We start from the raw sequence: 12,548 nt of genomic DNA, 5'->3' as shown, positions 1-12,548 counted from the left end.
GAGGTGTCCGGCGCGGCGGCATTGGGCATATACGTTTCCGCAACGCCGAGGGTCGAACGAGGAGGACCGGTGTCCGAGGTGTACGGGTCGGCACGTCCCCGCAGGCGCTGGGGCCGGCGTCTGCTGGTCACCTTCCTGGTCCTGCTGATCATCGTGGCCGTGGTGCTGGCCGTGGCGGACCGGTTCGCGGCGTCGTACGCGGAACGCGAGATCTCGGACCGGGTCGCCCAGCAGGTCGCCGACCAGAAGGCGACGGCCGAGCAGCCGGACGTGACGGTCGAGGGCATCCCGTTCCTGACCCAGGTGGCCGCCGGCAAGTACCGGGAGATCAAGATCGTGGTCCGGAACTTCTCCGGCCCGGTGGAGAAGAACCAGACCATCAAGATGCCGGAGCTCGACATCCGGGCGAAGGACGTGACCGCACCGCTGGACACGCTGCGCACCGGCAACGGCGACATCGTGGCCGGCTCGGTGACCGGCGCCGGCACGATCGACTACGCGAACCTGGCGGACCTGATCCCCCAGCAGGGCCTGAAGCTCAGCGAGCGGGACGGCAAGCTGATCGCCGAGGCGCCGATCAAGGCGCTGAACCAGACCTGGGACGTCTCCGGCGCGGCGACGATCGAGGTCAAGGGCGGCGTGGTGCGCGTACGTTTCGCCGAGGTCACCGCCGACGGCCTCCCGAACGTTCCCGTCGTCAATGCCCTCGTCGACAGCTACGTGCGGAACCTGGCGCTGGATCTGAAGGTACCGGCGCTGCCCCTGGGACTGCAGGTCACGAAGGTGGAGGCCCGTCCCGAGGGGCTCGTGGTGACCACGGCGGCCCGCAACGTGCCGCTCAACTCCGGCGGCCTGTGACGGCTGACTCGTTCCCGGATGCTGGTCGGTGGTGTTCCGGGCTGTGGAACCGCTGGTAGGGTCCATTCCCATGAGCCTGTTGCTCACCAAGAGGCGCGCGGTCGACCTGTGCCGCGTGGCCGCCTGCCTGTGTCGCCCTGTCTCCTGACGGGGCCATCCGGCTTTTCCTTCGCCCGGCAGTGGCGCCGTACGCAAACCGTGATCCGTTCCACCGGGTCCGCGCGCGTGCGACCTCTTTTCCTCATCATCCGCGCGCGCTGACTCACCCCATCTCTCACCTGACAAGGGAGTATCTCGATGAGTCGCGACACCGCACTCGTCTCTGCCGACTGGGCCGAGAAGAACCTGGACACCCCGGGACTGGTCTTCGTCGAGGTCGACGAGGACACCACCGCCTACGACGGCGGTCACATCCCCGGCGCCATCAAGCTCGACTGGAAGAAGGACCTGCAGGACCCGGTGCGCCGGGACTTCGTGAACCAGGAGCAGTTCTCCGCGCTGCTGTCCGAGCGGGGCATCAGCAACGACGACACCGTGATCCTGTACGGCGGCAACAACAACTGGTTCGCCGCGTACGCCTACTGGTACTTCAAGCTGTACGGCCACCGCGACGTGAAGCTGATCGACGGCGGCCGCAAGAAGTGGGAGCTCGACGCCCGCCCGTACTCGAAGGACGTGCCGCAGCGCGCCGCCACCGAGTACCAGGCGTCGGCGCCGGACCTGTCCATCCGGGCGTTCCGCGACGAGGTCGTCCAGGCCATCGGCGTGAAGAACCTGGTCGACGTGCGCAGCCCCGACGAGTTCGCCGGCCGCCTGCTCGCCCCGGCGCACCTGCCGCAGGAGCAGTCCCAGCGCGGCGGCCACATCCCCACGGCGATCAGCGTGCCGTGGAGCAAGGCCGCGAACGAGGACGGCACGTTCAAGTCGGACGAGGAGCTCGCCAAGATCTACGGCGAGGCCGGCCTCGACGGCAGCCGGGACACGATCGCGTACTGCCGCATCGGCGAGCGCTCCTCGCACACGTGGTTCGTGCTCAAGGAGCTGCTCGGCCAGGAGAACGTGAAGAACTACGACGGTTCGTGGACCGAGTACGGCTCGCTCATCGGCGTGCCGATCGCGCTCGGCGACGAGCCCGGAAAGGCGTGACCGCCATGACCGCCTCCTCCAACATCGCGGACGGCTGCGCCGCGCCCGACCAGTCGGCTCCCATCCCGGCCAGCGTCGATCTCGAGAAGGAAACCGTCATCACGGGCATCGTGACCAACGCCGACGGCGAGGCGGTGGGCGGCGCGTACGTCCGCCTCCTCGACGGCACCGGCGAGTTCACCGCGGAGGTGGTGACGTCCCCCGAGGGCGTCTTCCGCTTCTTCGCCGCCCCGGGCTCGTGGACCCTGCGCGCCCTCTCCCGCCACGGCAACGGTGACCTCACCGTGGACGCCACCCGCGGGGTGAACGAGGTCGGCCTCAGCGTCGCCGCCTGACCCACGCTCTGTCGCACGAGGGCGGGATCCCGTACGGGGTCCCGCCCTCGCTGCGTGCGAGCATGGCTGCCGTGAACTCGCCCGGTTACCCCGCCCCCGCGCCGCCGCCCGCCCCGGAGCGGCGGAAGCCGCGGTGGGTTCTCGTCGCCGTGGTGGCGGCCTGGGCGCTGGTGCTCGCCGCCGTGGCGGTCTGGTCGGTGCGCCACGATCCGCCGACCGTGCCGGAGCAGCGGGACATCGCCGACGCCCTGCCCGTGCTGCGGGAGGCCGCCGGGGCGGTCGTCCTGGCGGCGGACGGGCCGGACCGGGTCATCGAGATCGGCGCGCCGGCCTTCGACCGGGAGTGTGGCCTCACGCCGGTGCGGGGTGGTGTCGAGGCGACCCAGGAGGTGACCGTCCGGGTCCGGGCCGATCAGGCGCCCGCGGTGCTCGACTCGATCGCGCGCGGGCTGCCGAAGGCGTACGCGCCGGCGATCCGGCACAACGCCGGCAACACCCGGCACGCGTTGCGCGCGGACGCCGGTGACTTCGTCGGGGTGGACGCCACCGTCTCCGACGACTCGACCTCGTTCGCGCTGCGGGTGTCGACCGGTTGCCGGCCGTTCGCCTCCGGCCTGGACCTGGATCCGGCGCCCCGGCCGGCGGGCGAGCCGCCTGCCGCGTTCTCGGCGGCGTTGCGGGCGATCGGCGCGCAGGCGGCACCCACCGTCGTGGAGGTGGCATGCCCGAACGGCCGGACCGCGGCGACGGTGACGGCGGCCGATCTGAAGGCTCCGGCGGATCTGGGGCGTTCGCTGCGGGACGTGGTGGCCGGCGCGCTGGTCGTGCAGGCCGAGCCGCACGCGTGGGCGTACCGGGCCGGCGAGGTTTCCGTGGTGGTCGGTGACGGCGGCGGCAGCGCGCGCCTGAGCGCCACGACATCCTGCCGATAGATTGACGGATGCCGATACCTGGCCGACGATGAGCGCACGCCGTGGCGTACTCCGGAGGCTGCCGTGGATCGTCGTACCTTTCTGGCCGTGCCCGCCGTCGCGGCCGTCGCCAACCTGCTGACCGCCACCTCGGCCGCCGCCGCCGCGCCGGGCTACGTGGTGAACCGCGCGCCGCTGCGCCCCGACGCGTTCCTGCGGCTGGCGCCCGGCCGCACCCGGGCCGCGGGCTGGCTCGCCACCCAGCTGCGGTACCAGCTCGGCGGGATCAACGGCCGGATGACCGAGATCTCGCACTTCCTCCGCTACGACGCCACCGGCTGGACCAATCCCGAGCTCGGCGGCTGGGAGGAGGTGCCGTACTGGTTGAAGGGCTTCAGCAGCCTCGGCTACACCACCGGCGACGCCCGGGTGATCGCCGAGACGAAGCGCTGGATCGACGGGGTGCTCGCGACCCAGGCGTCCGACGGCTTCTTCGGCCCGCGGTCGCTGCGCACGAGCCTCGGCAACGGCCCCGACTTCTGGCCGCACATGCCGATGCTGCACGCCGTCCGCACCTACCAGGAGTACACCGGCGACAGCCGGATCGTGCCGTTCCTGACGCGCTTCTTCCGCTTCGTCGCCGCGCAGAGCACCAGCGTCTTCGCGCAGAGCTGGGGCAGTTTCCGGTGGGCGGACACGCTCGAGGTGGTGTTCTGGACCTACAACCGTACGGGCGAGGCGTTCCTGCTCGACCTCGCGCGCAAGATCCATGCGAACTCCGCGAACTACGTGAACAACCTGCCGAGCCCGCACAACGTCAACCTCGCGCAGGGCTTCCGGGAACCCGCGGTCTACTCGGTCCTGTCCGGCGACGCCGCGCACCGGCAGGCCAGCTATCAGGACTACGACACGATCATGAACGCGTACGGGCAGTTCCCGGGCGGCGGGTTCGCCGGCGACGAGAACGCCCGCCCCGGCTTCGGCGACCCCCGCCAGGGCTTCGAGACGTGCGGGATCGTCGAGTTCATGGCGAGCCACGAGATGCTCGGCCGGATCACCGGCGACCCGGTCTGGGCGGATCGCGTCGAGGACCTCGCGTTCAACTCGCTGCCCGCCGCGCTGGACCAGCGGCACACCGGCATCCACTACATCACCAGCGCGAACAGCATCGCGCTGCTGGACCGCGCCGGCGGCCAGGGGCAGTTCCAGAACGGGTTCCCGATGCAGGCGTACATGCTGGGCATCGACAACTATCGGTGCTGCCCGCACAACTACGGGATGGGGTGGCCGTACTACGTCGAGGAGATGTGGGCCGCGACCCCCGACGCGGGCCTGGTCGCCAACCTGCACGGTCCGTCGCGGGTCACCGCCGAGGTCGCCGACGGTACGGCCGTCAGCATCGTCGCCGACACGGCGTACCCGTTCTCGGACACGATCACGTACACGCTGACCGCGCCGAAGTCGCTGAGCTTCCCGCTGTACCTGCGCATACCCGGGTGGTGCGCGGCGCCGACGGTGGCGGTGAACGGGAGTGCGGTGGCGGTCACCGGCGGTCCCGCGTACGCGAGGATCAGCCGGACCTGGGCGAACGGCGACCGGATCGTCCTGCGGCTGCCCATGCAGGCGCGGACCCGGTCCTGGCCGGCGAACCACAACGCGGTCTCGGTGCACCTCGGGCCGCTGACCTTCGCCCTCGCCATCACCGAGAACTGGTCCCGCAGCGGCGGCACCGACGCGTGGCCCACCCAGGAGGTGCGTCCCGGCTCCGCGTGGAACTACGGCCTGGACGGCGCGACCAGCTTCGCCGTGACGACCGGGCTGGGCAACGCCGACGATCCGTTCACGCCGGCCGGGGCGCCGGTCCGGATCACCACCCCGGCCCGGCGCATCCCGGCGTGGACGGCCGACTCCGACCAGATCGTCACCCCGCTGCAGGACAGCCCGACCCCGTCGAGCGAGCCGGTCGAGACCGTGACGCTGATCCCGATGGGCGCCGCCCGGCTGCGGATCACCGCCTTCCCCCGGATCGGCGCGGGCCGCCCGTGGGTGGCGCCCGGCCCGGCCTTCCGCATCCAGAACCAGAACAGCGGCAAGGTGCTCGGCGTCGACGGGATGTCGCAGGCGGACAGCGCCCGGGTCGTGCAGTTCGCGGACAACGGCACCGCGGATCACCTGTGGCAGCTGGTCGACAACGGCGACGGCTACGTCCGCGTCCGCTGCGTGAACTCCGGCAAGGTCCTGGGCGTGGCCGGCATGTCCACCGCCGACTCCGCCCAGGTCGTCCAGTACGCCGACAACGGCACCGCCGACCACCTGTGGGAGGTCCTCGACAACGGCACCGGCTACGCCCGGCTCCGGAACCGCAACTCCGGCAAGGTGCTCGGCGTGGCCGGCATGTCCACCGCCGACTCCGCGGCCGTGGTGCAGTACGCCGACAACGGCACGGCCGACCACAACTGGCGCCTGATCCCCGACGGCGTCGTCCGGCTCCAGGCCGCACACACCGGCAAGGTGCTGGCCATCCAGGACATGTCGGCGGCGAACGGCGCCCAGCTGACCCAGTGGCCCCCCACCGGTACGCCCGATCACCGCTGGCGGTTCGCGGACGCGGGCGGCGGCCACTTCCGGATCGTCAGCGACCTCACCGGCAAGTGCGTCGACGTGAGCGGCGCCTCGACGGCCGACGGCGCCCGCGTCGACCAGTGGGACTACCTCGGCGGCACGAACCAGCAGTGGCGGCTGGCCTGGGCCGGCACCGGCCTGTTCAAGGTGATCGCGCGGCACAGCGGCAAGCTGCTCGAGGTCTCCGGTCAGTCCACCGCCGACGGCGCGGCCGTCACCCAGTGGGCCGACCTCGGCCTCGCCAACCAGCGCTGGCGGATCATCACCTAATAGACCAGCGCCTGGGCGCCCTCGGACGTGATCTCCTCGACGAACACCGCGGCACCGGCGATCCGGATCCTCGGCAGCACGTCCTCCGGGCCGATCTCCCGGCGCGCCGCGCACTGCGTGCAGAGCGTCACCGTGCCCGCCTCGAGCAGCAGCTCCAGCAGGTCGGGCAGGGGCGCGGCGTGCGGCAGCTCGAACTCCGCCGCGCGGCCGGGCAGCGCGAACCAGGCCGACTCGCCGGTGAGCCAGAACGACACCGGCACGCCGGCCGACGCCGCGGTGCTCGCCACCGTGAAGGCCTGCGAGCAGCGCTCGGGGGCGTCCGCGCCGGCGGTGGTCTTGACGACGAGAAGGCGGGCCATGCGGGTCAGCATAGGATGACTCCGTCATGGTTACGGAGATCGGGTACGTGAGCCTGCTGGTCGCCGGCCTCGGCGGGCTGGCCGGCGGTTTGGGCTATCTGGCGATGCGCATTGCAAGGGGACGCTGGTGAGCAGTGAGACGGAGAACCCGCTGGGCCCGCCGCCCTGGCTGAACGCCCCGCCGGTCGAGGACTACCCCTACGAGGACACCCACGACCTGCGGCAGGGGCCGGACCTGCACCCCTCGCTGCTGGGGCTGCTGCCGTTCATCGGCCTGTGGCGGGGGCGCGGGCAGGGCGGATTCCCGGAGCCGGAGGACTTCAACTTCGCGCAGGAGATCCGGATCAGCCACGACGGCCGGCCGTTCCTGGCGTACGAGTCGCGCATCTGGGTGCTCGACGACGACTCGAAGCCGCTCGGCATGGCCGATCGGGAGGTGGGCTTCTGGCGTCCCGTGCTCAACGCGGACGGCCGCCCCACCGACGAGATGGAGGCGACGCTGACCACCCAGCACGGCGTCATCGAGCTGTACGAGGGCGAGGCCACCGGCACCCGCCTGGAGATGGCGACCGCCGGCGTCGGGCACACCGGTTCCGGCCTCGCGGTCACCGGCGGGCACCGGCTCTTCGGCATCGTCGACGGCGCCCTGCTGTACGCCCACGAGATGTCCGCGAACGGCGAGAAGCTCAAGCCCCACCTGTCGGCCCGGCTCCTGCGCGTCGGCGGCTGAAGCAGGCGGCTCAAGCCGCATCCACCGGCCCGGCTTGCGCGCGGCCGTCGCCGTCCTCGCCGGCCTTGGGTTGCGGGCCGGCGGGTGGGCGGCTGAAGCCGAGCAGGTCGAGCAGGCGCGGCGTCCACGGGGACGCCGCGCGGGGCACCCCGTCGAGGGTCCGCGCCTCCGCCAGCCCGCGCAGGGAGCTGGCCAGCCAGATCGCCTCGACCGCGGGCAGCTCCGCCGCGCCGAGCATCCGTTCCTCGGCGCGCAGGCCCACCTCGCCGGCCCGGTCGAGCAGGTGCGCGGCCGTCGTGCCGGGCAGGATGCCGGTCGCGTCCGGCGGCACGGTGCAGAGCGTGCCGCCGTCGAGCCACACCAGGCTGGCCGTCGGCGCCTCCAGGGCGTGGCCGTCGCCGAGCCACAGCAGGTCGTCCGCGCCGCGGGCGACCGCCCAGCGCTTCGCCGCCAGGTTCTCCGCGTAGGACAGCGTCTTCGCCGCCGCCAGCGACCACGGCACCCGGGCGGCCCCGCCCAGGTCGTACGTGATCAGCCGGATCCCGTCCCGGCGCTCCCGGCGGATCTCCTCCGGCACCGGCGACACCGTGGCGAACGAGGTCGACGGGGTGACCACCAGCCGCAGCGCGCCGTCGGAGTGGGTGAGCCCGTCCGCCAGCCCGGCGACCTGCGGCGGCACGTCGAGGCCCAGCGCCGCGGCCGACCGTTGCAGGCGGGCCAGATGGGCCTCGAGCAGCCAGGGGCCGGTGGGGCGCAGGTGCACGGTCTCGAAGGCGCCCTCGCCGTAGAGCAGGCCGCGGTCCAGCGGGGTCAGCTCGCCTGAGCCCGGAATCACCATGATGGGGGCGGTCACGACGCGGAGGGTATCGCCGCGCGAACTATGCTCGTAACGTGTCCGCCACATCCCTCGCCGAGATGCTCCGGGAGCGCGGCCTGCGACTGACCCCGCAGCGCCAGCTGATCCTGGAGGCGGTCCACGAGCTCGGCCACGCCACGCCGGAGCAGATCCACCAGACGGTGCGCGAGCGTGCCGCCGGGGTCAACATCACCACCGTCTACCGCACCCTCGAGCTGCTCGAGGATCTCAGCCTGGTCAGCCACACCCACCTCTCGCACGGTTCGCCGACCTACCACCGCGCCGGCGAGGACCAGCACGTGCACCTCGTCTGCCGGACCTGCGGCTCGATCGACGAGGTCGACCCGGCGATCATGCAGCCGGTCACCGACCGGCTGCGCGACGACCGCGACTTCCGGGTCGACGTCGGCCACGTGTCGCTCTTCGGCGTCTGCGGCGACTGCAAGGAGCCCTCATGACCACGGTCCTGATCGAGGATCTCGAGCCGGGATCGGCCGACGCCGGCGTGCCGGCACACTACGGCGACCCGATGCGCGAGCAGCGCACCCTGGAGACCTCCGCGGGCCTCGTCGACCGGTCGCACCGCGACGTCATCGCCGTCCCGGGCGACGAGCGGGCGAGCTGGCTGCACACCCTGACCACCCAGCACCTCAGCGACCTGCGCGCGGGCCAGGGCACCGAGCTGCTCGTGCTCTCCCCGCACGGGCACGTCGAGCAGCACGCCCTGGTCGCCGAGGACGGCACCACGGCCTGGCTCGACACCGAGCCGGGCGCGGGGGAGGGCCTGCTCAAATATCTCGAGATGATGCGGTTCTTCACCCGCGTCGAGCCGCGCGACGCCACCGCCGAGATCGCCGTGTTCTCGCTGGTCGGTCCGGAGGCGCCCGCGGTCACCGCCCGCCTGCTCGACCTCGACCTGGCGGAGCCCCGGGTGTACGACGTGCCGGGGCCGAAGTTCGCCGCCGGTTCGGTGCCGCCCGCGCCCACCGCGCTCTACGACGTGCGCCGGTTCGAGGGCGGCCTGGCCCGGCGGGTGCCGCTCGGCGTGGATCTGCTCGTGCCCCGGGGCAACCTCGACGCGGTGCTCGCGCGGCTGGCCGACGTACCCAGGGCGGGGTTGTGGGCCTATGAGGCCGTGCGGGTCGCGCATCGGATCCCGCGGCTCGGCTGGGAGACCGACCACCGGACCATCCCGGCCGAGGCGGCGCTGGTCGGCCCGGCCGTGCACCTCGACAAGGGCTGCTACCGGGGGCAGGAGACCGTCGCGCGGGTGCACCACCTGGGCCGTCCCCCGCGCCGGCTGGTGCTGCTGCACCTCGACGGGGTGGCGACCGACCAGCCGCCGGCCAAGGGCACTGCGGTCACGCTGGACGGGCGGGAGGTCGGCTTCGTCGGCACCGCGGTCCGGCACCACGAGCTGGGCATGATCGCGCTCGCCGTGCTCAAGCGCAACGTGCCGGACGACGCGCGGCTCACCGTCGCCGAGTCGGCCGCCGCCATCGACGCGGGCTGATCCGCCCCGGGGCCGCGCCGGCTTCGCCGCCTCCTGAACGATTCCTCATGGCAGGATCACGGCATGACCGGGACCCTGATCACCGTCGCGCCCACCGGCGCGGAGAGCAGCAAGGCCGCCGTGCCGGCGCTGCCCGTGACGATCGACGAACTCGTGGCCACCGCCAAGGAGTGCGAGGCGCTCGGCGCCGCGATCATCCACGTCCACATCCGCGACGACGCGGCCGAGCCGACCCTCGACCCGGGGCGGCTGCGCGACACCGTGGCAGCGCTGCGCCAGTCGACCGACCTGATCATCCAGCTGTCCTCGGGCGGGGCGGTGACGGACCCGGAGGCGGCCCGGCTCGCCGTGCTCGACGCCGGGCCGGAGATGGCGTCCTGCACGATGGGTACGGTCAACTTCGGCGACGCGGTGTTCCTCAACCGCTGGGATTTCATCGTCGACCTGCACACCCGGATGGCGGAGCGCGGGATCGTCCCCGAGTACGAGATCTTCGACCTGGGTCAGCTCACCACGCTTCAGCGGCTGCTGGACAGGCACGGGTTGCCGTACGGCGGCCACGTCCACGTCGACCTGGTGATGGGCGTGCCGGGTGGGATGCCGGGCACCGCCGAGGCGCTCGTCGCGTGCCACCGGGCGATCCGCGACCTGCCCGAGGGCACCACCTTCTCGGCGACCGGCATCGGGCGTACCACCCTGCCGGTCATGCTCGCGTCGCTGTCCGCGGGCGGGCACCTGCGGGTCGGCATGGAGGACACGGTCACGTACGCGAAGGGCCGTCCCGTCGAGTCGAACATGCAGCTGGTGGCCCGCGCGGTCGGGTTCGCCCAGCTCGCCCAGCGGCCGCCGCTGACCACCACCGAGGCGCGCGAGCTGCTCGGCGTGCCGGCCCGATGATCCTCGCGGAGGTCGTGCGCTCGGGCTTCGTGGAGTGCGTCCATCACGGCTCGGTGGTGGTGCTGGACGCGTCCGGGGCCGTGTTGGCATCGGCCGGGGATGTGACCGGCCCGTTCTTCCCCCGCTCGTCGAACAAGCCGTTGCAGGCGGTCGGCATGCTGCGCGCCGGGCTGCGGGTGGCCGAGCCGGCGGATCTCGCCCAGATCAGCAGCAGCCACTTCGGCGAGCCGTTCCACATCGAGCGGGTCCGGTCGATCCTGCGGTCCGCCGGCCTCGGCGAGGAGCGGCTGCTCTGCCCGGTGGCCCTCCCGCTGTCGGAGACCGCCCGTGACGCCGTCGTACGCGCCGGCGGCGGCCCCGAACGCGTCTACATGAACTGTTCCGGCAAGCACGCCGGGATGCTGGCCACCTGTGCCGCGAACGGCTGGCCGCTGGACGACTACCGCGACGTCAAGCACCCGCTGCAGGTCGCGGTCGCCGAGGCGGTGTCCGAGCTGGTCGGTGAGCCGATCGCCGCGACCGGGGTGGACGGCTGCGGCGCGCCCGTCCTCGCGTTCTCGCTGACCGCCCTGGCCCGCGGCTTCCAGCGGCTCGTCTCGGCCCCGCCGGGCAGCCACGAGGCGCGGGTCGCCGACGCCGTCCGCGCCGACCCCGAGCTGGTGGCCGGCACCGGGCAGGACGACACGCTGTTGATGCGCGGCGTGCCGGGACTGCTGGCCAAGGGCGGCGCGGAGGGGGTCGTCGCGGTGGCCGTGCCGGAGGTGGGCGCGGTGGCGATCAAGGTGGCCGACGGCGCGATGCGGGCCCGGATGCCGGTGCTGGTGTCGGCCCTGCGCCGGCTCGGTATCGACGCCCCGGTGCTGGACGAGCTGGCCACCGTGCCCCTCCTCGGCGGCGGCGTACGGGTCGGCGAGGTCCGTACGGCCTGGTGACGGGGTTCACGCTAACTCCTGCTAGCGTTTGCTTGCAGGAGTTAGCACGCCGGGCTACCGTCGAGTCATGGCCACCGGCAAGGATCTACCTCAGGACATCGGTACGTTCATCCGTGACCTGCGGCAGACCGCCAAGATCTCGCTCCGGCAGCTCGCCGACCGGGCGGGCGTGAGCAACCCGTACCTGAGCCAGATCGAGCGGGGCCTGCGCAAGCCCAGCGCCGAGGTGCTCCAGCAGATCGCCAGCGCGCTGCGGGTGTCGACGCCCGCGATGTATCTGCGTGCCGGCCTGCTCGACGGCGAGGGCCAGCAGGGCGTGCTGGCCGCCATCGCAGTGGATCCCGACCTGACCATCGCCCAGAAGCAGTCGCTGTCGCAGATCTACGAGACGTTCCGCAACGAGAACGCGCGGCACGCCTCCGACGCCGGCACGCCCCCGGCAGCCGGCGGCGCCGAGGATTCCCCGGCCTCCGTCGTCCCGGACGAGGACGACGCGCTCCGGGCCGCCATGCACGACGTCGCCGTCGTCGAGAGCGGCGCGGCGCCTCCGCCCGGCACCCAGTCCACCCCAGCCCCGCCCCAGCCCGAGGAGAAATGACATGACCGAGCAGACCAAGACCCGCATCCCGGCCCCGCTCTACGCCGCCGCCGGCGCCGGCGACCTCGCCTGGCAGGAGCTGCGCAAGCTGCCCGCCGTGGTGAGCGAGCTCAGCGACCGCGCCGCCGCCTCGCTGAAGACCGCCAACGAGACGGCCGGCACCACCGCCACGTCGCTGCGTGACAAGGCCAGCACCACCGACTTCGACAAGCTCCGCGAGACCGCCACCACGGGCGCCCGCGCGTTCGCCCAGGTCGCGCAGGAGCGCGCGGTCGCCGTCTACACCGCGCTGGTCGCCCGCGGCGAGCGGGTCGTCGGCACCGGCGTCGTCGAGGCCGCCGAGGTCGTCAACGCCGACATGGTCACCACCGAAGAGCCGAAGGCCGTCGAGGCCGCCGCCGCGGCGACCCCGACCCCGAAGCCGCGCAAGCGCGCCGCCCGCCCGGCCGCCGAGTGACGACGCGATAATCCACGCTGTGCCGCAGGCCCCGGTGAACGCCGGGGCCTGCGGCATAGACTGG

Annotated in this window: 16 protein-coding genes; 14 read left to right on the top strand and 2 right to left on the bottom strand. The window is 72.7% G+C overall.

Annotated elements, in window-relative coordinates:
• Nucleotides 1-69 precede the first annotated feature (69 nt).
• The 6 genes from CLV70_RS16430 (at nt 70) to CLV70_RS16410 (ending at nt 6,142) form a co-directional block, all read left to right on the top strand.
• A complete protein-coding gene (locus CLV70_RS16430; RefSeq protein WP_245908277.1) occupies nt 70-858 on the top strand; it encodes an LmeA family phospholipid-binding protein in 789 nt (262 codons plus the stop codon).
• Nucleotides 859-928: 70 nt separating this feature from the next.
• Nucleotides 929-1,006, top strand: coding sequence for an Ms5788A family Cys-rich leader peptide (locus CLV70_RS42115; protein ID WP_425440176.1), 78 nt, complete (start codon nt 929-931; stop codon nt 1,004-1,006).
• A 149-nt stretch (nt 1,007-1,155) separates the two neighbouring features.
• Nucleotides 1,156-2,004, top strand: a complete 849-nt coding sequence (locus CLV70_RS16425; protein ID WP_106127388.1) for a sulfurtransferase — start codon at nt 1,156-1,158, stop codon at nt 2,002-2,004.
• Complete coding sequence (locus CLV70_RS16420) at nt 2,001-2,339, top strand: DUF1416 domain-containing protein (protein ID WP_106127387.1); 339 nt, start codon at nt 2,001-2,003, stop codon at nt 2,337-2,339. Before CLV70_RS16425 ends, CLV70_RS16420 begins: the two co-directional genes overlap by 4 nt.
• 71 nt (nt 2,340-2,410) lie before the next feature.
• Complete coding sequence (locus CLV70_RS16415; RefSeq protein ID WP_146164080.1) at nt 2,411-3,271, top strand: hypothetical protein; 861 nt, start codon at nt 2,411-2,413, stop codon at nt 3,269-3,271.
• A gap of 63 nt (nt 3,272-3,334) precedes the next feature.
• Nucleotides 3,335-6,142: an RICIN domain-containing protein gene (locus CLV70_RS16410; RefSeq protein WP_106127385.1), complete on the top strand. Its 2,808-nt coding sequence runs from the start codon at nt 3,335-3,337 to the stop codon at nt 6,140-6,142.
• Here CLV70_RS16410 and CLV70_RS16405 read toward each other — a convergent pair.
• Nucleotides 6,139-6,513: a DsrE family protein gene (locus CLV70_RS16405; RefSeq protein ID WP_106127384.1), complete on the bottom strand. Its 375-nt coding sequence runs from the start codon at nt 6,511-6,513 to the stop codon at nt 6,139-6,141. The genes CLV70_RS16410 and CLV70_RS16405 overlap by 4 nt on opposite strands.
• A 14-nt stretch (nt 6,514-6,527) precedes the next feature.
• On the opposite strand from CLV70_RS16405, the gene mtfM reads away from it, so the two are divergent.
• Nucleotides 6,528-6,632, top strand: coding sequence for a small membrane protein MtfM (gene mtfM, locus CLV70_RS41725; protein WP_267909931.1), 105 nt, complete (start codon nt 6,528-6,530; stop codon nt 6,630-6,632).
• A complete protein-coding gene (locus tag CLV70_RS16400; RefSeq protein WP_170148623.1) occupies nt 6,629-7,231 on the top strand; it encodes a heme-binding beta-barrel domain-containing protein in 603 nt (200 codons plus the stop codon). The genes mtfM and CLV70_RS16400 overlap by 4 nt, the downstream gene beginning before the upstream one ends.
• Before the next feature lie 10 nt (nt 7,232-7,241).
• Here CLV70_RS16400 and CLV70_RS16395 read toward each other — a convergent pair whose 3' ends face one another.
• Entirely contained in the window at nt 7,242-8,084 is an 843-nt protein-coding gene (locus tag CLV70_RS16395) for an aminotransferase class IV (protein WP_425440168.1), read from the bottom strand.
• Between the two features lie 62 nt (nt 8,085-8,146).
• Between CLV70_RS16395 and CLV70_RS16390 the strand changes: the two genes are divergently transcribed.
• The 6 genes from CLV70_RS16390 (at nt 8,147) to CLV70_RS16365 (ending at nt 12,484) form a co-directional block, all read left to right on the top strand.
• Nucleotides 8,147-8,545: a Fur family transcriptional regulator gene (locus CLV70_RS16390; RefSeq protein WP_106127381.1), complete on the top strand. Its 399-nt coding sequence runs from the start codon at nt 8,147-8,149 to the stop codon at nt 8,543-8,545.
• Entirely contained in the window at nt 8,542-9,600 is a 1,059-nt protein-coding gene (gene ygfZ, locus CLV70_RS16385) for a CAF17-like 4Fe-4S cluster assembly/insertion protein YgfZ (RefSeq protein WP_106127380.1), read from the top strand. Before CLV70_RS16390 ends, ygfZ begins: the two co-directional genes overlap by 4 nt.
• A gap of 63 nt (nt 9,601-9,663) precedes the next feature.
• Nucleotides 9,664-10,497: a beta-keto acid cleavage family enzyme gene (locus CLV70_RS16380; RefSeq protein WP_106127379.1), complete on the top strand. Its 834-nt coding sequence runs from the start codon at nt 9,664-9,666 to the stop codon at nt 10,495-10,497.
• Entirely contained in the window at nt 10,494-11,429 is a 936-nt protein-coding gene (locus CLV70_RS16375) for an asparaginase (protein ID WP_106127378.1), read from the top strand. Before CLV70_RS16380 ends, CLV70_RS16375 begins: the two co-directional genes overlap by 4 nt.
• A 67-nt stretch (nt 11,430-11,496) precedes the next feature.
• A complete protein-coding gene (locus CLV70_RS16370; protein WP_106127377.1) occupies nt 11,497-12,027 on the top strand; it encodes a helix-turn-helix domain-containing protein in 531 nt (176 codons plus the stop codon).
• A 1-nt stretch (nt 12,028) separates the two neighbouring features.
• Complete coding sequence (locus tag CLV70_RS16365; protein ID WP_106127376.1) at nt 12,029-12,484, top strand: hypothetical protein; 456 nt, start codon at nt 12,029-12,031, stop codon at nt 12,482-12,484.
• The last annotated feature ends 64 nt before the right edge of the window (nt 12,485-12,548 follow it).

This window comes from Pseudosporangium ferrugineum, assembly GCF_003002065.1.
Taxonomy (GTDB): Bacteria; Actinomycetota; Actinomycetes; order Mycobacteriales; family Micromonosporaceae; genus Actinoplanes; species Actinoplanes ferrugineus_A.
This window is presented reverse-complemented; position numbering and strand designations above follow the sequence as displayed.